This is a genomic window from Stenotrophomonas sp. STEN240, from assembly GCF_056756175.1.
In genome coordinates this window covers 25,904-46,558 of sequence record NZ_JBRRBO010000034.1, presented here as the reverse complement: position 1 = coordinate 46,558, position 20,655 = coordinate 25,904, and the positions used below count along the sequence as shown (strand labels likewise).

The 20,655-nt window shown below is 62.4% G+C and carries 17 protein-coding genes; 13 read left to right on the top strand and 4 right to left on the bottom strand.

Annotation, left to right across the window (positions count from 1 at the left end; genetic code table 11):
* Positions 1-118: 118 nt before the first annotated feature.
* The 3 genes from ACVOKO_RS14115 to ACVOKO_RS14105 all read right to left on the bottom strand — a co-directional run bounded on the left by ACVOKO_RS14115 (position 119) and on the right by ACVOKO_RS14105 (position 4,448).
* A complete protein-coding gene (locus ACVOKO_RS14115; RefSeq protein WP_346499536.1) occupies positions 119-1,000 on the bottom strand; it encodes a LysR family transcriptional regulator in 882 nt (293 codons plus the stop codon).
* A gap of 135 nt (positions 1,001-1,135) precedes the next feature.
* Positions 1,136-3,544, bottom strand: coding sequence for a sodium:solute symporter (locus ACVOKO_RS14110; RefSeq protein WP_346499535.1), 2,409 nt, complete (start codon positions 3,542-3,544; stop codon positions 1,136-1,138).
* Between the two features lie 52 nt (positions 3,545-3,596).
* Positions 3,597-4,448 carry an HpcH/HpaI aldolase/citrate lyase family protein gene (locus ACVOKO_RS14105; RefSeq protein WP_346499534.1) on the bottom strand — a complete coding sequence of 284 codons (852 nt, stop codon included), beginning with the start codon at positions 4,446-4,448 and terminating at the stop codon, positions 3,597-3,599.
* A 769-nt stretch (positions 4,449-5,217) separates the two neighbouring features.
* Between ACVOKO_RS14105 and ACVOKO_RS14100 the strand changes: the two genes are divergently transcribed.
* From ACVOKO_RS14100 to xth, 6 genes are all read left to right on the top strand, one after another.
* Positions 5,218-6,105: a restriction endonuclease gene (locus ACVOKO_RS14100; RefSeq protein ID WP_346499533.1), complete on the top strand. Its 888-nt coding sequence runs from the start codon at positions 5,218-5,220 to the stop codon at positions 6,103-6,105.
* Positions 6,106-6,124: 19 nt separating this feature from the next.
* Positions 6,125-8,485 (top strand): type I restriction-modification system subunit M, encoded by a 2,361-nt coding sequence (locus ACVOKO_RS14095; protein ID WP_346499532.1) that lies wholly within the window; start codon positions 6,125-6,127, stop codon positions 8,483-8,485.
* Positions 8,485-9,903 (top strand): restriction endonuclease subunit S domain-containing protein, encoded by a 1,419-nt coding sequence (locus ACVOKO_RS14090; protein WP_346499531.1) that lies wholly within the window; start codon positions 8,485-8,487, stop codon positions 9,901-9,903. Before ACVOKO_RS14095 ends, ACVOKO_RS14090 begins: the two co-directional genes overlap by 1 nt.
* Complete coding sequence (locus ACVOKO_RS14085; RefSeq protein WP_346499530.1) at positions 9,890-13,318, top strand: type I restriction endonuclease subunit R; 3,429 nt, start codon at positions 9,890-9,892, stop codon at positions 13,316-13,318. Before ACVOKO_RS14090 ends, ACVOKO_RS14085 begins: the two co-directional genes overlap by 14 nt.
* Positions 13,311-13,898 (top strand): hypothetical protein, encoded by a 588-nt coding sequence (locus ACVOKO_RS14080; RefSeq protein WP_346499529.1) that lies wholly within the window; start codon positions 13,311-13,313, stop codon positions 13,896-13,898. The genes ACVOKO_RS14085 and ACVOKO_RS14080 overlap by 8 nt, the downstream gene beginning before the upstream one ends.
* A 308-nt stretch (positions 13,899-14,206) precedes the next feature.
* Positions 14,207-14,980 carry an exodeoxyribonuclease III gene (xth, locus tag ACVOKO_RS14075; protein ID WP_346499528.1) on the top strand — a complete coding sequence of 258 codons (774 nt, stop codon included), beginning with the start codon at positions 14,207-14,209 and terminating at the stop codon, positions 14,978-14,980.
* A 56-nt stretch (positions 14,981-15,036) separates the two neighbouring features.
* Here xth and ACVOKO_RS14070 read toward each other — a convergent pair whose 3' ends face one another.
* The gene (locus tag ACVOKO_RS14070) at positions 15,037-15,291 is read right to left on the bottom strand and encodes a GlsB/YeaQ/YmgE family stress response membrane protein (protein ID WP_346499527.1); all 255 of its coding nucleotides are present in this window, start codon (positions 15,289-15,291) and stop codon (positions 15,037-15,039) included.
* A 99-nt stretch (positions 15,292-15,390) separates the two neighbouring features.
* Here ACVOKO_RS14070 and ACVOKO_RS14065 point away from each other — a divergent pair, with 99 nt between their 5' ends.
* The 7 genes from ACVOKO_RS14065 to ACVOKO_RS14035 all read left to right on the top strand — a co-directional run bounded on the left by ACVOKO_RS14065 (position 15,391) and on the right by ACVOKO_RS14035 (position 20,596).
* Positions 15,391-15,981 (top strand): 4'-phosphopantetheinyl transferase family protein, encoded by a 591-nt coding sequence (locus ACVOKO_RS14065; RefSeq protein ID WP_346499526.1) that lies wholly within the window; start codon positions 15,391-15,393, stop codon positions 15,979-15,981.
* Positions 15,982-16,320: 339 nt separating this feature from the next.
* A complete protein-coding gene (rsmG, locus tag ACVOKO_RS14060; protein ID WP_346499525.1) occupies positions 16,321-16,962 on the top strand; it encodes a 16S rRNA (guanine(527)-N(7))-methyltransferase RsmG in 642 nt (213 codons plus the stop codon).
* Between the two features lie 229 nt (positions 16,963-17,191).
* Positions 17,192-17,989: a ParA family protein gene (locus ACVOKO_RS14055; RefSeq protein WP_057630766.1), complete on the top strand. Its 798-nt coding sequence runs from the start codon at positions 17,192-17,194 to the stop codon at positions 17,987-17,989.
* Positions 17,989-18,903: a ParB/RepB/Spo0J family partition protein gene (locus ACVOKO_RS14050; RefSeq protein ID WP_346499524.1), complete on the top strand. Its 915-nt coding sequence runs from the start codon at positions 17,989-17,991 to the stop codon at positions 18,901-18,903. The genes ACVOKO_RS14055 and ACVOKO_RS14050 overlap by 1 nt, the downstream gene beginning before the upstream one ends.
* Positions 18,904-18,937: 34 nt before the next feature.
* Positions 18,938-19,246 (top strand): helix-hairpin-helix domain-containing protein, encoded by a 309-nt coding sequence (locus ACVOKO_RS14045; RefSeq protein WP_346499523.1) that lies wholly within the window; start codon positions 18,938-18,940, stop codon positions 19,244-19,246.
* 40 nt (positions 19,247-19,286) lie between these two features.
* Positions 19,287-19,634, top strand: a complete 348-nt coding sequence (locus ACVOKO_RS14040; protein WP_346499522.1) for a suppressor of fused domain protein — start codon at positions 19,287-19,289, stop codon at positions 19,632-19,634.
* Positions 19,631-20,596 carry an SDR family NAD(P)-dependent oxidoreductase gene (locus ACVOKO_RS14035; RefSeq protein WP_346499521.1) on the top strand — a complete coding sequence of 322 codons (966 nt, stop codon included), beginning with the start codon at positions 19,631-19,633 and terminating at the stop codon, positions 20,594-20,596. Before ACVOKO_RS14040 ends, ACVOKO_RS14035 begins: the two co-directional genes overlap by 4 nt.
* Positions 20,597-20,655 lie beyond the last annotated feature (59 nt).

Here is a 20,655-nt window from a genome sequence, read left to right as displayed (position 1 = left end):
GAGCCATGCTCGGCAGAGGCCTTACCGGTAATGCTCCAGCCGAGCATGGCTCGGCACTACAGAAGGTTATCGGTAATGCCCCTACCGAGCATGGCTCGGCACTACAGGTGCATTCCGCTCAATCCGTTGGCTGCAACAGCGCCGTGCGCGCCTCGTCCAACAGCACGTTGACCTGGCGCAGGCGCACCGAGGCGCGTGACCAGACCATGCCGATACGGCGCGGCTCGCTGGGCTCGGGCAGCGGGATGCGTACCACCGAAATGCCTTCCGGCCACGGCTTTGCCCAATCTGGCACCAGCGACACGCCCAAACCGCGATCCACCATCACGGCAATCGCGTTCAGCGCATTCAGCTCGAACCGTTCGCGCGGCACGATGCCGGCCTTGCGCAGGTATTCGTCGGCCTGACGGCCGCCCCATTCGTGGCGGTCGTAGCGGATCAGCGGCTCTTCGCGCAGCAGCTGGTGCGGGTCGGCACCGGCCATGCGCGCCGGCGCCAGCACCACCAGCGGCTCTTCACGCAGCAGCTGCCAGTCGCAGGTCTTGGGCAGCGAAAACGGTGCCTGCAGCACCATCGCCGCATCCAGGTCGCCCGCTTCCACCGCGCCGTACAGGTCGGACGAATAACCGGGTTTGATGAAGACGTTTATCTCGGGGAACTTGGCCACCATCCGCGCCAGGATGTCTGGCACCAGCCCGCCCAGCGCGGTGGGGCAGGCGCCCAGCCGCAGCTCGCCGGCCATGCCGCTTTCGTTGGCGACGCTGCGCAGATCAGCCACGCCGCGCAGCAGGTCGCGCGAACGCTGCAGGATGCGCGCACCTTCCTCGGTGACGCTGACGGTGCGGCCGGCGCGCGCGATCAGCGGCGCACCCAGCTCGCGTTCCAGCGTGCGGATCTGCTGGGCAACGGCGGCCGGGGTGATGTGCAGCATGCGCGCCGCCGCAGCCATGGAGCCGCGGTCGACCACGGTGACAAAGGTATTGAGAAACTGGGTTTCCACGCGATTAGACCTCTCAGCTGCGCGCCAAACTACACCAGCGGGCGCGCCGACGCGATGCGACCAATGGCAGGGTCACCGCGCCGGCAGTGTGAAATGCCTGCGGTCCGCGACGGCTGGCGGGCCGCAGGCCGGTCTTCACAGAGCGTCCTGCTTGTAGATGGTCAGGCCCTTCAGCGAGCGGTTCGGCGCCGGGAAGAACAGGCTGGCCACATAGCCGATCACGATGCACAGGAAGATCGAGATGGCCAGGTAGAAGTACGGGTGCACCAGGCTGTACCACCAGGCCACGAACGTCAGCACGATGCTGGAGGCCACGCCGATTGCCACGCCGGCGGAGTTGGCACGGCGGGTGAACATGCCCAGCGTATAGGCACCGGCAAAGCCACCGCCGAGCAGGCCGGCCAGTTCGATCGACACGTCGAACAAGGAGTGGATGTCGTAGCGGGTCATGATCAGGGCCAGGCCAATCGCGGTAAGACCAACCAGCACCGTGGAAATTTCAGCGAACAGCACGCTCTTGCGCGGGGTCGGGTCCTTGGCCAGGCGCTCGTAGAAATCGACCGAGATCAATGTCGCCACGCTGTTCATGATGCTCGACAGCGTTGCCATGGCGGCTGCGAACACGCCGGCGATGATCAGGCCGGTGACACCCGGCGGCAGCTCGGCGGCGATGAACAGCGGGAAGGTCGCATCGATCGGCAGCAGCGGGTCAAGACGCTGCGGGTTGTTCTTGTAGAACACCCACAAGGCGGTGCCGATGCCGTAGAAGATGAAGCCACCCGGGATCATGATCGCGGCGAACGCCCAGATCGAACGGCCGGCTTCCTTGTCCGACTTGGTGGCCAGGGTGCGCTGCATCAGCACCTGGTCCTTGGGGAAAGTCAGCACCACGTCGAACACGACCAGGAAGATGAAGCCCCACACCGTGGCCTTGGTCAGGTCGAAGCTGAAATCGAACAGCTTGGTCTTGTCTTCCATCGCGGCAGTGGCGACGAATTCACCGAAGCCGCCCTTCAGCGTCCAGACGATGAACAGGATGGCGAAGATCGCGCCGCCCATCTTCACGATCACCTGCACGAAGTCGGTCCAGATCACCGCCTTCATGCCGCCCATCGCGGTGTAGAGGATGGTGAACACACCCATCATCATGATGCTCCACACCACGTTGATGCCGGTGATGGTGGCGATGGCCAGCGCGGGCAGGAACAGCACCACGCTCATCCGCGCGCCGATCTGCATGACGATGCACAGCGCACTGGCGAGCATGCGGATGGCGGGATGGAAGCGGGTTTCCAGATAGGAGAACACGCTCATCAGGTCCAAGCGGCGCAGCAGCGGCACGATCCACACCGCCACGAACATCAGGCCGACCACCGCGATCAGGTTGTTGGTCAGGTACTGCCAGTTGGTTTCGAACGCCTTGGCCGGAATGGCGATGAAGCTGATCGAGCTGGTGTTGGTGGCGTACAGGCTGACGCCTGCAGCCCAGAACGGAATGCTGCGGCCACCGACGAAGAAATCGGCAGTGCTGGCGCGTTTTTCGCGGAAGTAGAAGTAGGCGCCCATGCCCAGCATCGCGCCGAGATAGACGATGATCACCGCCCAGTCCAGCCAGCCCAGCAGGTGTTTGCCGCTCTGCAATTCAAAGGTATGCAGGCTGCCGTCGGCATTGGCCCAGGCAAGGCCGTTGCCCAGGCTGGCACTGGCCAGTGGCGCGTTGGCGGCGGTATCGGCCAGGTCAGCCCAGGCGCTGGTGATGGTGTGGAAGGTACGCGCATGGCTGCTGCCGACCGCGTCGGTCACCTGCATCAACAAGTGCGCCTGACCGAGTGCACGCAGCGAACCGGGCACCACGTCGCCGCCGATGGCGGGCAGGTTGTGCCAGCCTTTTTCGGTGTTCCAACGCAGCAGCTGCTGTGCGCCGTTGTTGCCGACCACCACGTACAGCGCGCCTTTCTGCGCCTGCATTGCAACCACAGCGGCTGCACCCGGCCATATCGGCTGCGGCTGCCACTGCGCGGCATCGGCGGGTTTGCGATACAGCTGGGTCACGCCGCTCTCGTCGACACCGGCCACGAACAGCACACCATCCAGCGCGGTGGCATGCGCGTTGCTCAACGGCGTCGGCAATGCCAGCGACTGACCCTTGCTCAGCGTCTCGCCCTTGAGGCTGATCTGTTGCAGCTGATCGCTGTGCAGCGCATCGGCGCCGGTTAGCAACCAGGTGCTGTCGCCATTGCGCACGATGTCGTGCACGACTTCGTTGCTGATGCCGCTGGCTGGGGTCCAGCTCTTGCCGTTCTTTCCAAGCAGCCAGGCATTGTCGCCGGAGCGGGCCAGCAGGCGGCCGTTGATATCCAGCAACTGCTGCACCGGCTTGGCGTCGGGCAGGGCCGGCAGCGTGCCGGTCTTGACTGCAGTCAGTGCGTCATCGGCGAAGGCCGTGCTGCTCAGCGCCAACAAGGTGGTGACGACAAGCAGGCGCAAGCCGAGCGAGAAGCGATGCGACAGCGCGGCGAGCGCAGTGGCCATGGGCGTGGGCATGGATGGAACCCCGGTAATGAACGGCATGGCGGCGAACCGCCAGATGGAAAGATCAGGCGCGCAGGGCGCCGGCGAGCAGGGCTTCGGCCCGGCGCAGGTAGGGCACATCGATCATGCGTCCTTCGAACAGGAACGCACCGCGGCCCAGGTCGCTGGCCGCCTGCGCGGCGGCAACAATACGCCGTGCCTCGTCCAGTTCGGCCTCGGGCACGCTGAAAATCACATTGGCCTGGCCAACCTGGCGCGGATGGATGCAGCTCTTGCCGATATAGCCCAGTTGCTGAGCGAGCATGGCTTCGGTACGGAAGCCGTCGGCATCGGCCACATCCGGCCAAGCCCCGTCGCAGGCAAACACGCCGGCTTCGGTGGCGGCCATTTTCACCGCAAACAACACCGCGTGGACATTGGCCGGGGTGCGGGCGATGCCATTGGGCGCGAACAGGTCGCCCAGGCCCAGCTGCAGGCCGGCCACGCGCGGATGCGCGGCGGCGAGTTCGGCGGCCAAGCGCAGACCACGCGGAGTTTCGATGTTCAGCAGCAGCCCGATCGGGCGGGTCACGCCATTGGCGGCCTCGGCCCGCTCCAGCGCGACGGCAACCTGGCGCACCTGCGCGGCCGATTCCACCTTGGGGATATTGAGCAGCCACAGCCCGGGCACGGCCATCGCGGCCAGATCGGCGGCGAAGTGCGGGCTGTCAGTGGCATTGGTGCGGACGATCAGCAGCTTGCTGCTGGTGGTCACATCAGCGCGGGCGAGGAAGCTGGCGAGGTTGTCACGCGCCGCCTGTTTGCCGGCCTCGGGGACGGAATCCTCCAGATCGAAGGACAGGGCATCGGCCGCACTGGCCAAGGCCTTGTCGAACAGTTCCGGACGTGCGCCGGGCACAAACAGCTTGCTACGCATGGCTTCCCCTCACTTTGAGAGGCAGTCTGCGCGAATCGGAAGGCTGAAAAAGTGTATTCCCCGACATTCACCCGATAGGTTTTGTTGTGGTTTGCGGGGTTTGGCGGGTGGGGGGAAGGCAGCAAAAGTTGGAAGTCTCCCTTCCCCCTTGCGGGGGAAGGTGCCCGAAGGGCGGAAGGGGGGGCGCTTTTGACGTTGCCTCAGCTGCGGGACAGCAAGCCGAAGCGGCCAAGGCCAAAGCCAAAGCCAAAGCCAAAGCCAAAGCCAAAGCCAAAGCCAAAGCCAAAGCCAAAGCCAAAGCCAAAGCCAAAGCACCCCTCCCCAACCCTCCCCTTGGCCTGCGTCCAAAGGGAGGGAGCAGACTGCCGCGGCACCCGGCCACGCCAGGCCGCAAGCAATACCGCAGCACCCCAGCGCCGTCCCCTCTCCCGCCTGCGGGGGAGGGTGCCCGAAGGGCGGGAAGGGGGGCTTTTGATCTTGCTCGCGCTCCGCCCCCTGCAAAACCCAGCCCAAGCGTCAAGTAAGTAATCAGGCCCCCTGCATTGCAACAGCCAGCAAAACCAAGTCTCAAGCCCCCCAACGCCCTTTGCCCAAGAGCAAACCAAGCCCCAGAAGGTCTTGAACAAAGCAGTTACCCCCACCACCAAGCCGGTTCAGCCTGATATACACAAGCCACCCCGGCTATCATGGCCCTTCACATAAATCAGCCAAATCCGGCGACCCATTACGGCGCCAAAAGGCTGAAACAAACCACCGAGGCAGGGGAAGCATGGCGGAAGTAACCAAGGCCCGGACCGGCCACCTGATACGCAAGCTGTTCGGCATCCTGCAAACCCGGCCCGACGGCATGAAGGCCGCAGAAGCCCTGGCAACGCTGGCGTCCCAGGTCGAGCTGACCCCCTACGAAGCCGGCGACTACCCTACCGGCGGGCGCCGCTTCGAGAAGATCGTCCGCTTCGCCACCGTCGACACCGTAAAAGCCGGTTGGCTGGTCAAGGACAAGGGCATCTGGAGCATCACCGCCGAAGGCGCCCAAGCCCTGCAGCAGTACCCGAACGGCGAACAGTTCTACCGCGAGGCGGTACGCCTGTACCACAAATGGAAAAAGGCGCAGCCCGTAATCGAAATCGATGAAGGCGATGACGAGGCGGTGGAAAAGTCCGCCAGCATCACCTTGGAGCAGGCCGAGGAAATGGCCTGGGCCGAGATCGAGGCCTATCTGGCCGACATGCCGCCCTACGACTTCCAGGAGTTGGTGGGCGCGCTGCTCACGGCCATGGGTTACCACGTGGCGTGGATTGCCCCGCCCGGTAAGGACGGCGGCGTGGACGTCATCGCCTACAACGACCCGCTGGGCACCCGCCCTCCGCGCATCAAGGTGCAGGTCAAACGCAACGCTAACTCACCCAAGATCGATGTGATGGGCCTGCGCAGCTTCATGGCCGTGCTGGGTGAAGGCGACGTCGGCCTGTTTGTGGCCCTGTCCGGCTTCACCAAGGACGCCGACTTGGAAGCCCGCCAAAGCCACCGCCGCATCACCCTGATCGACGCCAACCAGCTGGTCGAACTGTGGACCCGCCATTACGCCCAGCTGGATGACAGCGCCCGCCGCCGTTTGCCGCTCAAGCCGGTTTGGTTTTTGGCGGGTGAGAATTGAATTCAAATAGGAATTAGCAGTGGATAGCAGTCAACTGAAGTGGATATCTGACTTCATCTGGAATATTGCCGATGATCGCCTGCGCGACGTCTACGTGCGCGGCAAGTATCGTGACGTGATCTTGCCCTTCACCGTGCTGCGGAGGCTCGATGCCGTACTGGAAGCCACCAAGAATGCAGTGCTGGAGCGCAAGAGGTTCCTCGACACTCATAAGGTGGCTGAGCAGGACGGTGCGTTGCGCATGGCGGCAGACCAGGCCTTTTATAACGTCTCGGAATTCACACTGACCAAGCTGAAGGCCAGCGTGGCAGGGCAGCGCCTGCGCGATGACTTCATTGCGTATCTGGACGGCTTTTCGCCGAATGTGCAGGAAATCCTTACCAAGTTCAACTTCCGCAACCAGATCCAGAAGCTGGTGGATTCGCACGTCCTTGGCTACCTGATCGACGACTTCCTCGACCCCAAGGTCAATCTCGCACCGCTACCGGTGAAGGATGTCGATGGCCGCATAAAGCTGCCCGCGCTGGACAACCACGGCATGGGCACAGTGTTCGAGGAGCTGATCCGTCGCTTCAACGAAGAGAACAATGAAGAGGCAGGCGAACACTTCACTCCGCGCGACGTGGTGCAGCTCATGGCCAAGCTGCTGTTCCTGCCGGTGGCCGACCGGATCGAATCCAGCACCTATTCGCTCTACGACGGCTCCTGCGGCACCGGCGGCATGCTCACCGTGGCCGAGGAAGCACTGCACGAACTGGCCGAGCAGCACGGCAAGGAAGTGTCGATCCACCTGTTCGGCCAGGAGATCAGCGACGAAACCTACGCCATCTGCAAGGCCGATCTGCTCCTGAAGGGTCAAGGCGCGGAGGCCGAGAACATCGTCGGCGGTGCGGACAAATCAACCCTGTCCGCCGACCAGTTCCGCAGCCGCGAGTTCGATTTCATGATCTCCAACCCGCCCTACGGCAAGAGTTGGAAGACCGATCTGGAGCGCATGGGCGGCAAGAAGGAATTGAACGATCCGCGTTTCATCGTCAACCACGCGGACAACCCCGAGTTCAAACTCCTCACCCGCTCCAGCGACGGGCAGCTCATGTTCCAGGTGAACAAGCTGCAAAAGATGAAACACAACACGCCGCTGGGCAGCCGCATCGCGCTGGTGCATAACGGCTCGGCGCTGTTCACCGGCGACGCGGGTCAGGGTGAGAGCAACATCCGCCGTTGGGTGCTGGAGAACGATTGGCTTGAATCCATCATCGCCTTGCCGCTCAACATCTTTTACAATACTGGCATCGCCACTTATATTTGGGTGCTGGCTAACAAGAAGCCCGAAGCACGTCGTGGCAAGGTGCAGTTGATCGATGCCAGCGGCTGGTTCCGGCCGCTGCGCCGCAACCTTGGCAAAAAGAACTGCGAACTGAGTGAGTCCGATATTGCCCGTATCGTTGATCGGTATTTGGGCGGGGTTCAGGAAGCCGCGCAGTCCAAATGGTTCGACACCCAGGATTTCGGCTACTCGAAGATCACCGTCGAGCGCCCGTTGCGCCTGAAAAGCCAGCTCTCCGACGAACGCATCGAGCCGCTGCGCTTCGCTTCCGGCGATGAAGCGCTGCGTGCGGAGATCTATGCCACCCATGGCGACGCGGTCTACACCGAATTCGCCAAGTGCAAACCAGCCATCGAGGCGTGGCTGAAAGGCGAGGACGAGGATGACGAAAGCGAGGAAGCGGATAGCGGTGACGACAGCGAGGCTCCCGCTGCGCGCAAGGCCGTGCCCGCCAAGCGCCGCAAGAAGCTGCTCGACGCCGCGACATGGCAGCGTGACAAGGGGTTGATGGAGGTGGCGCAACGAGCGCAGAAGGCACTGGGCGGCGCCGTGTTCGACGACCACAACACATTTCGCACCCGCTTCGATGCCGCACTCAAGGCTCAGGGCGACAAGCTCGGCGCGCCGGAGAAGAAGGCTATCTACAAGGCGGTAAGTTGGCGCGATGAGGACGCGCCGCCGGTCATCGCAAAACGCAGTAAGCTCAAGAAGGGCGAGTATTTCGAGCCAGGTTTTGATGGTGCGTACCTGGAGACTGTGGGCAAGGATCGTTTCATGGTCGAGTATGAGCCGGACAGCGAGCTGCGCGATACCGAGCAGGTGCCGTTGAAGGAACAAGGCGGCATCGATGCCTTCTTCGAGCGCGAAGTGCTGCCCTACGCGTTGGACGCTTGGGTCGCAACGGACAAGACCCAGATCGGCTACGAGATTTCGTTCGCTCGCTACTTCTACAAGCCCGCGCCACTGCGCACGCTGACAGAAATACGTGCCGACATCCTCGCGTTGGAGCGGCAGAGCGATGGATTGCTGCACAAGATTGTGGGGGGGGCGTAATGACGGCGGCGATCGCGTACCCGAGCTACCGGCAGCCGAAAATGCGCTGGTTGCCCTCTGTGCCGGAACACTGGAACGAGCAACGTGCCAAGACCTTTTTTCGTGAGGTGGATGAGCGCTCGAAGACCGGGCAGGAAGAGCTACTGTCGGTGTCTCACCTCACTGGCGTCACCCCACGCAGTCAAAAGAAGGTCACGATGTTCAAGGCTGCGAGCTACGTTGGCTCCAAACTGTGCCGCCCCGGCGACATCGTCATCAACACCCTGTGGGCGTGGATGGCAGCGCTTGGTGCTAGCAAGCACGTGGGCATCGTCAGTCCGGCCTATGGAGTGTACCGCCCGCATCGCGTCGAGAGCTTCAACCCGGCGTATCTCGATTACCTATTGCGTACCCGGGCCTATATCGCCGAATACATCGGGCGCTCGACTGGCATCCGATCTTCGCGCCTACGCCTATACCCGAATCAGTTCCTCGACATTGCGCTGATCCAGCCCCCGCGCTCCGAGCAAGACCAGATCGTTGCCTACCTGCGCGCACAGGACGCGCACATCGCCCGTTTTATCAAGACTAGGCGCGACCTCATTTCGCTGTTGATTGAACTGAAACAGACCATCATCGAGGGTGCGGTAACACAGGGGCTTAATTCCGCTACAGAGAAGCGTCATTCAGGGATCGAATGGATTCCGCAGATCCCCGCACATTGGGAAACAAGCAAGCTAAAACACGTTGCAGCGTTCAATCCGTCTCGCTCGGAGAGTGCCGCATTTCGACTCAGCGACGCCTCGGTGTCGTTCCTGCCGATGGAATGCATCACGACGGATGGAAAGCTACAAAGCATTGAGACCAGAAAGACCTCGGACGTTTGGGAGGGCTACACCTACTTCCGCCGCAATGATGTGGTGATGGCGAAGATCACCCCATGCTTCGAGAACGGGAAGGGCGGGTTGCTGGATACGCTACCGACAGAGATCGGTTTTGGCACAACGGAGTTCATCGTGCTCCGGGCGGCAGAGCAGCGAGTTCGACCGGCGTTTCTAGCGAAGCTGTTGTCGCTTAGGACCTTCCGCGTGCTGGGAGCCGATGCGATGACGGGAGCTGCGGGTCAGCAGCGCGTGCCGCTTGGCTTTGTCAAGAACTTCGGAATTGTTCTGCCGCCGTTGGGTGAGCAGGATCAGATTTTGAACGAGCTTCAAACTGCGACGGCAGAGCAGGACGTTGCCATCGAGAAAATTCGTGGCGAAATCGCCCTCATCCGAGAATACCGGGACTGCCTGATTGCCGATGTGGTCACGGGCCAAGTGGATGTACGCGGCTGGCAACCCGGCCCGGAGGACGTAGTGGATGACGCGGCGCTGGCCGTACTGGGCGATGACTTGGAAGATATGACCGGAGAGGAGGGTGGCGATGGCGAAGACTGACACCACCGAGCGTTGGTTTGAGGCACGCGTGGTACGCGGCTTGACTGGTGTGCTGCAGCCCGAGTACAGCCATGCGCTGGCTTCCACGGATTTCGCCGCCACCCACAACGGCTATGTGCAGGGCAGGTCCACCGACTACAACCGTGATGTGGCGCTGGATGTGGCACAGCTGCTGGCCTTCTTGCAGGCCACCCAGCCTAAAGCATTGGAAATGCTGGAACTGGGGGCGGAAGGCATCAAGCGCACCCAGTTCCTGCACCGCCTGCAGGGCGAGATCACCAAGCGCGGCGTGGTGGACGTGCTGCGAAAAGGCGTGAGCCACGGGCCGGTTCACGTCGATCTCTACAAGCTGCTACCCACACCGGGCAACACCGCCGCAGCGGATGCCTTCGGCAGGAACATCTTCAGCGTCACTCGACAGGTGCGCTATAGCAACGATTCCGGCAACGAGCTGGATTTGGCAATCTTCATCAATGGTCTGCCGGTGCTGACCTTCGAGTTGAAGAATTCGCTGACCAAGCAGACACTGGCAGACGCAATCGTCCAATACCAGACCACGCGCAGCCCGCAGGAGTTGCTATTTCAGTTAGGTCGTTGCGTGGCGCACGTCGCGGTCGATGACGCGGAGGCTGCGTTCTGCACAGAGCTGAAGGGCAAGGCGTCGTGGTTCCTGCCGTTCAATCAGGGCTGGAACAGCGGCGCAGGCAACCCGCCCAACCCGGAGGGACTGAAGACCGATTTCCTGTGGAAGCAGGTGCTGACCCGCAAGTCGCTGGCCAACATCATCGAGAGTTACGCGCAGGTGGTGGAAGAGGAAGAGGCGGACGCTGGCGGCAAGAAGCGCAAGAAACGCAAGCAGATTTTCCCGCGCTTCCATCAGTTGCGTACGGTGCGTGCGCTGCTGCGGCGCGCCCATACCGATGGGGTGGGCAAGCGCTATCTGATCCAGCATTCGGCAGGAAGCGGCAAGAGCAACACGATTGCCTGGCTGGCGCACCAATTGGTGGAGTTGCGCCGCAAGGACGACCCGATGACGCCGCAGTTCGACTCCATCATCGTCATCACCGACCGACGCGCGCTGGACACGCAGATTGCCCGCACCATCAAAGGGTACGACCACGTGGCCGCGATCGTCGGCCACTCCGACAACGCGCAGGAACTGCGCGAGTACCTGCGTCGTGGCAAGAAGATCATCGTCACCACAGTGCAAAAGTTTCCGTTCATCCTCGATGAGCTGGGCGACTTATCCGGCAAGAGCTTCGCGCTGTTGATCGATGAGGCGCATTCCAGCCAAGGCGGAAAGACAACTGCGCGGATGCACGAAGCCCTCGGGGGCAAGGTCGTCGAGGAGGGGTTCGAAGAGGACAGCACGCAGGATGCCGTCAACGCCGAGATCGAGAAGCGCATCGCCTCCCGCAAGCTGCTCGCAAATGCCAGCTACTTCGCGTTCACTGCCACACCCAAGAGTAAGACGTTGGAGTTGTTCGGAGAGAAGACTCTGGTCGGCGACAAGGTGCAATTCCGCTCGCCCGAAGAACTGACCTACACCACCAAGCAGGCCATCCAGGAGAAGTTCATCCTCGATGTGGTGGAGAACTACACCCCCTATGACAGCTTTTACCAAGTGGCCAAGGCAGTAGCGGACGATCCGGAGTTCGACAAGGTCAAGGCGCTGAAGAAGATCCGCCATTACGTCGAGTCGCACGACAAGGCCATCCGGCGCAAGGCCGAGATCATGGTCGATCACTTCATTATGCAGGTCGCGGGCAAACAGAAGATCGGCGGCAAGGCGCGAGCAATGATCGTGTGCAACGGCATCGCACGGGCCATCGACTACTGGCGCGAGGTGTCGGACTACCTTACACGGATCAAGAGTCCGTACAAGGCCATCGTGGCGTACTCGGGTGACTTCGAGATTGGCGGCCAGAAGAAGGCCGAGGCTGATCTCAACGGGTTTCCGAGCAAGGACATTCCGGCCAACCTCAAGCAAGACCCGCATCGCTTCCTGATCGTCGCCAACAAGTTCGTCACTGGCTTTGATGAGCCCTTGTTGCACACGATGTACGTGGACAAGCCGCTGGCGGGCGTGCTGGCGGTGCAGACCCTGTCCCGCCTGAACCGGGCGCACCCACAGAAGCACGACACCTTTGTGCTCGACTTCGCTGACAACGCCGAGGCGGTGAAGGCGGCGTTCCAGGACTACTACCGCGCCACCATTCAGACTGGTGAAACTGACGCCAACAAACTGCACGACCTGAAGGCCGAACTTGACGGCCTGCAGGTGTATAGCTGGCAGCAGGTGGAAGACTTGGTGGCGCTGTATTTGAGTGGCGCGGATCGGGACAAACTAGACCCCATCCTCGATGCCTGCGTGGCCGAATATACCGACAAGCTCGGCGAGGACGATCAGGTCAAGTTCAAGGGAAAGGCCAAGGCCTTTGTGCGCAGTTACGGCTTCCTGGCCGCGATCCTGACTTACGGCCACCCGACGTGGGAGAAGCTGTCGATCTTCCTGAATTTCCTCATCCCAAAGCTACCTGCACCCAAAGAGGAAGACCTCTCCAAGGGGGTGCTGGAAACCATCGACATGGACAGCTACCGGGTTGAGGCAAAAGCAGCGTTGAAGATGGCGATGGCCGATGCAGATGCCACAGTCGAGCCAGTACCGCCGGGTGATGGTGGCGGTAAAGGCGAGGCGGACATCGACAAACTCTCCGCGATCATCAAAACCTTCAATGATCTGTTCGGCAACATCGAGTGGAAAGACGAGGACAAGATCCGCAAGGTCATCGCAGAGGAGATACCGGCGCGGGTGGCACAAGACAAGGCTTACCAGAACGCGCAGGCGAACTCCGACAAGCAGAACGCCAAGTTGGAGCACGACAAAGTGCTCAACCGCGTGGTGCTGGAATTGTTGTCAGATCACACCGAACTGTTCAAGCAGTTCAGCGAAAACCCCAACTTCAAACGCTGGCTGACGGACATGGTGTTTGATGTGACGTACCAGCAGAACCCAGCCAATGGCGTAGAGAACGTCCGTATTCGTGCATTGGATATTGTTCGAAACAGATTCGGTGCCGGGGTGGTCTGGTCACAAGCCGTGGATATACTGCTGGATAGATTGGCGGCGGGAGGAAGGAGCAGTCTGGGTATTGCCGATCTCGCCTTCATCGAAGAAACCAGCTTGTTGTCGGTGAGCCATGTTCTGTTTCCCGTTCTGAATCTGTTATCGGCCCACGACGTCGGAATCCTGAATCGAGAGTTTGTCCGTGTAGGCAGCGCGGATACTCCACAGGCGATGAGCTTCGACGAGGTGCGCTTACTGGCGCAGGAAGATCCGGAGGGCGACGACTGGACTGAACGGCTGTCGATTCGTTGGGCGCTTCAAAATGCACAGAGGATTGCGCATGGGTGATAGTCTGAAAATGCTGTTTGGCTGGTTTCCAGTGTTGCGGGAACTGTTCCAAGCCAAAACAGAGAAAGAGTTCGACGATTTTCTTGACCGTCATTTCGAGGAATGTGTTCAGCGCATGGAGGCGGAAGCCCATCACTTAGCGGCTGATAGTGAAGAAAAGCTGTCAGCGTTCCTGGCGGCAGCTCTGAGGATGCCGGGCCTTGCTGTGACGCGTGAGGGATACAGCAATGGGCGGGTCGATCTAACAATCAGGTCCGAGAGCATGATGTTTTCACAGCAGCGGCTGGCTGAGGCGAAGATCTATGCAGGACCCGCGTATCACGCACGGGCGATCGCACAGTTGGCTTCCCGCTACTCTACTGGTCGGCAAGGCCGTGGCTATGTCGTCGAGTACTTCAAGAAGCCCGGCATTTCTGAACTAGTGCTTGGCTTGCGTATAAAGGCAGATGCCGATCTGCCCGTGCATCAGCACGGAGCGACATTCGATCACCCAATGAAATGGGCCTATGTCAGCCATCACAAGCATGCAAGCGCAGAGCTGATTCATGTCGTGCATGTCAATGTGAATCTTCACCGGTGATATTGATCCGCCTCCGGGAAAACGGGCCAAGGTGAAGTAGAGACCTCGCTCCACATGCTAAAACACCGAGATCCCTCACGACTGCCTTGGCGGGCTGACGCCCGCCAAGTTCCCTCAGTACCACGAGCCGGATACCTCTAATTTAGCTTGGCATTGAATTGCGGGAAGTCGTTAGTGACACTTGGACTCTAGGGAGCCCGGCTACTGAAGGCGGGGCCGTCGTTCAGGTGGCTACTCGGTCGGCTAGAATCAAAGAAAGGCAATCGGTTGCCGTGCAAGAATATGAGAATAATGGGTTTATTAAGTTCATGAAAATCGCATCGTGGAACGTCAATTCGCTCAACGTCCGCCTGCCGCATCTGGAACAGTGGCTGGCCGACTTTGCCCCCGACGTGGTCGGCATCCAGGAAACCAAGTTGGAGGACCACAAGTTCCCCGACACGCGGCTGCTGGAGCTGGGCTACCGCAACGTGTTCGCCGGGCAGAAGACCTATAACGGTGTCGCGCTGCTGTCGCGCCATCCGATTGAAGACGTGCAGATCGGCATCCCCGGTTTCGAGGACGAGCAGAAGCGGGTGATCGCCGGCACCGTCAATGGCGTGCGCATCATCAATCTGTATGTGGTCAACGGCCAGGACGTGGGCACCGACAAGTACGCCTACAAGCTGCGCTGGCTGGAAGCGGTGCATGCCTGGGTGGCCGCCGAGCTGCAGAAGCACCCGCAGCTCGTGGTGATGGGCGATTTCAACATCGCCCCGGATGACCGCGATGTCTACGACCCGGCGGTGTGGAACGGTGACCACATCCTGACCTCCACCGCCGAGCGTGGCGCGCTGCAGAAGTTGCTGGATCTGGGCCTGCACGACGCCTTCCGCCTGCACAACGATGCTGCCGGCATCTTCAGCTGGTGGGATTACCGCGCGGCCGGTTTCCGTCGTGACCTGGGTCTGCGCATCGACCTGACCCTGGTGTCCGATGCGCTCAAGCCGCGCGCTGTCGCCTCCGGCATCGACCGCGAGCCGCGCACCTGGGAACGCCCCAGCGATCACGCCCCGGCCTGGGTACAGTTGGCGCAGGACTGAAAAAACAAGGCCCGGCTGTTGCCAGCCGGGCCCTGGTCGAATCGGCGCCAGAACGTCTAACGCACGCTTTTGCGTGTGAACAGATTGACGATGGCCAGCAGTACCACCGCGCCAACCAGTGACAACAGGAACGAGCGCAGCGTGATTGCGCCATTGATGCTGCCGCCGCTGAAGAAAAAGCCGGCAATCAAGGCCCCGATGATGCCCACCACGATGTTCAGGATGATGCCCTGCTGCGCATCGCGGCGCATGATGATGCTGGCCAGCCAACCCACGACGCCACCAACAATCAACCAGATGATGATGCCCATGTGCGAACCTCCCTGCCGATATGCACCTAGGGTGCGGTGGGTACAGTCAACGCGGAGCCGTGTGAAATCCTTGTTGACCCTCGTCATGGCCGGTTGCGCATGAGTGACGCGCAGGCCGTCTGGCAGTTTGGTCAGGTGCGGGTATGGTTGCTGCCGCACCTGCCGGGCACCCGCGGGGAGCCGCAGGCACGCGAACTGCTGGCCCGCGAGCTGGGCAGCACCCCGCACGGGCTGCCGCTGACCCGCGATGAGCGCAGCCGCCCCTGGCTGATCGGCGAACTGGCGCATTACGGCACCGGCTGGAGCCATAGCGGCGGCCATCTGCTGGTGGCCTTGGGCGAGGGCGCCCGGCTGGGCGTGGACCTGGAGCGGCAGCGCCCGCGCCGGCAGATGCGCGAGGTGATCCGGCGTTTCTTCCACCCTGATGAGATCGCCTGGCTGGATGGCCTGGATGATGCCGGCTGCGAACATTGGTTTTTCCGCGTGTGGTGCGCCAAGGAAGCGCTGCTCAAGGCACACGGTCATGGCATCTCATTTGGGCTGGAGAAACTGCGCTTTGCGCCTGATGTTGAAGGCGTTTTGCAGCTGGTGTGGTGCGATCCAGGCTTGGGCGATGCGGCCCGCTGGCATTTATATGAGTGGCAGGCGACGGAAGATTTCCGCGCCGCGCTGGCGTGGTACCCGCTGTAGCTTCTGCCCCCTCCCTTTGGCGAAGCCAAGGTGAGGGTTGGGGAGGGGTAGCTTTGCTCCCTCCCTTGCGCGCAGCATAGGGGAGGGCCGGGGAGGGGTAGCTGTTGCCGTTGCTCTTACCCTGCGCGAAAGATCCAAAGCTCAAGTCCAAAGCACCCCTCCCCAACCCGTCCGGCCCGAAGGCGCAGCCTTCGGTCGTTCATCAGGCCGCGCGCCAGTGGCGCGCAAGCAGGCCTTCTTCACCCCCTGTGCTTGCGCACAAGGGAGGGGGCAAAGCTGGCCTTCAGCGCAGGGACGGGGGCCTAAAGCCAAAGCGCCACTCCTGCGATAATCCCCGCCATGAACGACACCACTCTCCCGCGCGAAGTCGCCAGTGACCTCGACCACGGCCTGAAAGCCATGGGCCTGGATGCTGCCTTGGCCAAGCCCCTGCTGGCCTACCTGACCCTGCTGGTGCGCTGGAACCGCACCTACAATCTCACCGCCGTGCGCGACCCGCGCGAAATGGTGACCCGCCATCTGCTGGATTCGCTGGCAATGGCGCCGCATGTCAGCACTGGCAGCTTGGCCGATCTGGGCACCGGCCCCGGGCTGCCGGGCATCCCGCTGGCCATCACCCATCCGCAACTGCAGGTCACTCTGGTTGAAAGCAATGGCAAGAAGGCCCGCTTCATGCGTGAGGCCGTGCGCCAGCTCGGGCTGGGCAACGCCCGCGTGGCTGAATCCCGTGCCGAGGCGCTGGACGAGTCGGGCGCCTATGACAACCTCACCGCCCGCGCCATGGACACCCTGGCTGGCATCATCGAGGTCGGCGGCCACCTGCTGCGCCCCGGCGGCCAGCTGCTGGCGATGAAGGGCGTCTACCCGCACGAAGAGATCGCCCAGCTGCCAGCGGGCTGGCAGGTGCTGGAAGTACGCCCGCTGCAGGTGCCAGGCTTGGTAGGCGACCGCCATCTGGTGGTAGTGGAGCGCAAGGGCTAAAGCGGTAGTGCCGAGCCATGCTCGGCAGGGGCCTTACCGGCCAAAGCCAAAAGCTACCCCTCCCCAACCCTCCCCGTGGCTTCGCCAAAGGGAGGGGGCAACCGCAAATGCGGTGCAAATCAGGGCGACTTCCCGGCCTAAAGCCGCCTCTTGCCCGGAAACCGGTTTCCGCCTGCGCGCCGCTACCCCCATAATGACCAGTCCAACTTCGCCAACGAGGCTCTCCTGCATGGCTCGCATCATCGCCATCGCCAACCAGAAAGGCGGCGTCGGCAAGACCACGACGGCTGTCAATCTGGCTGCTTCCCTTGCCGCCGCACCAAAACGTGTGCTGCTGGTCGACCTGGACTCGCAGGGCAACGCGACCATGGGCAGTGGCGTGGACAAACGTGAAGTGGCAGCGTCCACCTGTGACCTGCTGCTGGGCGAGATCACTGCGGCCGAGGTGCGCGTCACCACGCCGGAAGGCTTCGACCTGCTGCCAGGCAACATCGACCTGACCGCCGCCGAGATCCAGCTGATGGACCAGAGCGAGCGTGAGCAGCGGCTCAAGCGCGCGCTGGCGCCGATCCGCGATCAATACGACTACATCCTGATCGACTGCCCACCGGCGCTGTCGCTGCTGACGCTCAATGCGCTGGCCGCCGCCGATTCGGTGATCGTGCCGATGCAGTGCGAGTACTACGCATTGGAAGGCCTCAGCGCGCTGGTCGAAACCATCGATGCGCTGAAGATCAACCTCAACCCGGCGCTGGAAATCGAAGGCGTGCTGCGCACCATGTTCGATGTGCGCAACAACCTGGCCAATGCCGTGTCGGCGCAGCTGACCGAATATTTTGGCGACCGCGTGTTCCGCACCATCGTGCCGCGCAACGTGCGCCTGGCCGAGGCACCCAGCCATGGCCAGAGCATCGTCGGCTACGACCGCGCCTCGCGCGGCGGCGTTGCCTACCTGGGCCTGGCCGGCGAGATCATCCGCCGCAACAATGAAAGCAAGCAGCCCTCCCGGGCCGTGGAGGCTGTCTGATGAGTGCAGCGAAAAAGCGCGGTCTTGGCCGTGGTCTTGATGCATTGCTGGGCCCCAAGGGCGCAGTAACCCCGGTCACCGTCGCTGCCGTTTCCGAACCGCAACCCGGCGAAGTATTGCGCAAGTTGCCCATCGATCAGCTGCAGCCGGGCAAGTACCAGCCGCGTCGCGACATGGACGAAGGCAAGCTGGCCGAACTGGCCGAGTCGATCAAGGCACAGGGCATCATCCAGCCCATCCTGGTGCGCCAGATCGAAGGCGGCCGCTACGAAATCATCGCCGGTGAACGCCGTTGGCGCGCCTCGCGCCTGGCCGGGCTGGACGAAGTGCCGGCGGTGGTGCGCGAGCTGGAAGACCGCACCGTCATCGCGATGGCGCTGATCGAGAACATCCAGCGTGAAGACCTCAACCCGCTGGAAGAAGCCGAAGCACTGGCGCGGCTGGTCAGCGAGTTCTCGCTGACCCACGCCGAAGCGGCGCAGGCCGTTGGCCGCTCGCGCGCCTCGGTGTCCAACCTGCTGCGCCTGATCGATCTGCCGATCGGCGTGCGCGTGCTGCTGGAAACCCGCCGTCTGGAAATGGGCCATGCCCGCGCGCTGCTGACGCTGGCGCCGGAACTGGCCACCAAGCTGGCCGAAGAGGCTGCCGAGCAGGGTTGGTCGGTGCGTGAAGTGGAGCACCGCGCGCAGCAGTTCGCCGCCGGCAAGGTGCCGGGCGCGCGCAAGGCCAAGCCGTCGCCGACCGCGCCGCAGGCCGATATCGCATCGCTGGAAACCGAACTGTCCGAATCGCTGGGCGCCAAGGTGGCCATCAGCCACGGCCGCGGCGGCAAGGGCAAACTGGTCATTCATTACACCGATCTGGACACGCTGGACGGCGTGCTGGAGCGTCTGCGCGTCCGCCAGAACAGCTGACGCAGTCCTTTCCCAACGAGGTGCACGCAAGGCAATGAACCCCACCAAGGTCGACCGCAATCATCTATTGCGTCTGACCGACCTGCCGAATGTCGGGCCGGCCTGTGAAAAGGATCTCCGTCTTATCGGGATCCGAGTCCCCGCGCATCTGCGCGGGCGTGATGCCTACGATATGTACGCCCAGCTGTGTCTGAAGACCGGCGTGGTGCATGATCCGTGCGTGATCGATGTGTTCCTTTCGGTGGTGCGTTTCATGGGCGGCGAAGCGCCGCAGCCATGGTGGGCCTATAGCAAGGAACGCAAGGAAACCCTGGCCAAGGAAGCGCCACTCACCATGTGGTGAGGCAAGCGCGATGGGTCGTGGCCACGAACCGGAGCATCGAATGAGCAAAGTAAACGCGCAGATCAGTGCGGACGGCAGCCGCCTCCCCAGCCATGCGCAGGGCAGCGGCTCCGCGCTCGCGCGTGGCCGCGCCGATGCCGATGCGATCAGCGCGCATGGCGAGCGCCATTCCGGCCCGCTATTGAATGTGCTGCGCGAAAACGTCGCCCCGCACCCCCGCATCGAGTTCCTGTCCGTGGTGCCACGGTACCCGCAGGAAATGGCGCTGAAACCGCGCCAGGGCAGCGACGCCCTTGTCGATCTGCCGAGTGACAACGACCTCGGCAATATCATTGAACCCGGCCGGCACACTCCGGCCTGCGAACACCTGTCTGGAATTTCTGCATGAGCATTCTCGTCACCGGCGCCGCCGGCTTCATTGGCGCCTACACCTGCCAGGCACTGGCCGCACGCGGCGACCGCGTGGTTGGGCTGGACAACTACAACGACTATTACGACCCGCAGCTCAAGCGCGACCGGGTGGCGGCGCTGTGCCCGCAGCTGGACATCCGCGCGCTGGACCTCACCGACCGCGACGGCCTGGCCGCGCTGTTCGACGAAATCCAGCCCACCCAGGTGATCCACCTGGCCGCCCAGGCCGGCGTGCGCTATTCGCTGGAAAACCCGCACGCTTACGTCGAAAGCAACCTGGTCGGCTTCGTCAACATGCTGGAGCTGTGCCGGCACCGCGGTGTGCAGCACCTGGTGTATGCCTCCAGCAGTTCGGTCTATGGCAACTCGGCCACGCCGCCGTTCTCCGAAGACCAGCGCGTGGACCAGCCGCGCTCGCTGTACGCCGCCACCAAGGCCGCCAACGAGTTGATGGCCTATACCTATGCCCAGTTGTATGGCCTGAAGGCCACCGGCCTGCGCTTCTTCACCGTGTATGGCCCGTGGGGCCGGCCGGACATGGCGCCGCTGCTGTTCTCGCGCGCGGTGCTGGCCGGGCGCAGCATCGATGTGTTCAACGACGGCCATATGCGCCGCGATTTCACACATGTTTCTGACACCGTCGCCGGTATTCTCGGGGCGCTGTCGCACCCCTCCGCCCAGGCCACACCCCATCAGGTGTTCAACCTGGGCAACCATACCCCGGTGGAGCTGGAACATTTCATCGATGTGATCGCCTCCGCCGCGGGGCAGCCTGCGCACAAGGTCTACAAGCCGATGCAGCCGGGCGACATGGTGGAAACCATGGCCGATACCGCGCGCGCGCAGGCAGCCTTTGGCTACGAGCCGGTCACACCGATTGAGCTAGGCTTGCCGCCAGTGGTGGAGTGGTGTCGCAGTTACTTCGGGTTACGCGCCTGACTCGGCTTTCGCCAAGTTGAGTTCTGGAAGAGCGTGATCTTTCTTGAAACGTAAAACTT

Excerpts from the sequence above, each read along its gene's own strand:
- ACVOKO_RS14055 (WP_057630766.1), top strand. The coding sequence starts at position 17,192 with ATGGCTCGCATCATCGCCATCGCCAACCAGAAAGGCGGCGTCGGCAAG.
- ACVOKO_RS14085 (WP_346499530.1), top strand. The coding sequence starts at position 9,890 with ATGGCGAAGACTGACACCACCGAGCGTTGGTTTGAGGCACGCGTGGTA.
- ACVOKO_RS14045 (WP_346499523.1), top strand. The coding sequence starts at position 18,938 with ATGAACCCCACCAAGGTCGACCGCAATCATCTATTGCGTCTGACCGAC.
- ACVOKO_RS14100 (WP_346499533.1), top strand. The coding sequence starts at position 5,218 with ATGGCGGAAGTAACCAAGGCCCGGACCGGCCACCTGATACGCAAGCTG.
- ACVOKO_RS14065 (WP_346499526.1), top strand. The coding sequence starts at position 15,391 with ATGAGTGACGCGCAGGCCGTCTGGCAGTTTGGTCAGGTGCGGGTATGG.
- ACVOKO_RS14105 (WP_346499534.1), bottom strand. The coding sequence starts at position 4,448 with ATGCGTAGCAAGCTGTTTGTGCCCGGCGCACGTCCGGAACTGTTCGAC.
- ACVOKO_RS14050 (WP_346499524.1), top strand. The coding sequence starts at position 17,989 with ATGAGTGCAGCGAAAAAGCGCGGTCTTGGCCGTGGTCTTGATGCATTG.
- rsmG (WP_346499525.1), top strand. The coding sequence starts at position 16,321 with ATGAACGACACCACTCTCCCGCGCGAAGTCGCCAGTGACCTCGACCAC.
- xth (WP_346499528.1), top strand. The coding sequence starts at position 14,207 with ATGAAAATCGCATCGTGGAACGTCAATTCGCTCAACGTCCGCCTGCCG.
- ACVOKO_RS14035 (WP_346499521.1), top strand. The coding sequence starts at position 19,631 with ATGAGCATTCTCGTCACCGGCGCCGCCGGCTTCATTGGCGCCTACACC.
- ACVOKO_RS14110 (WP_346499535.1), bottom strand. The coding sequence starts at position 3,544 with ATGCCCACGCCCATGGCCACTGCGCTCGCCGCGCTGTCGCATCGCTTC.
- ACVOKO_RS14070 (WP_346499527.1), bottom strand. The coding sequence starts at position 15,291 with ATGGGCATCATCATCTGGTTGATTGTTGGTGGCGTCGTGGGTTGGCTG.
- ACVOKO_RS14080 (WP_346499529.1), top strand. The coding sequence starts at position 13,311 with ATGGGTGATAGTCTGAAAATGCTGTTTGGCTGGTTTCCAGTGTTGCGG.
- ACVOKO_RS14090 (WP_346499531.1), top strand. The coding sequence starts at position 8,485 with ATGACGGCGGCGATCGCGTACCCGAGCTACCGGCAGCCGAAAATGCGC.
- ACVOKO_RS14040 (WP_346499522.1), top strand. The coding sequence starts at position 19,287 with ATGAGCAAAGTAAACGCGCAGATCAGTGCGGACGGCAGCCGCCTCCCC.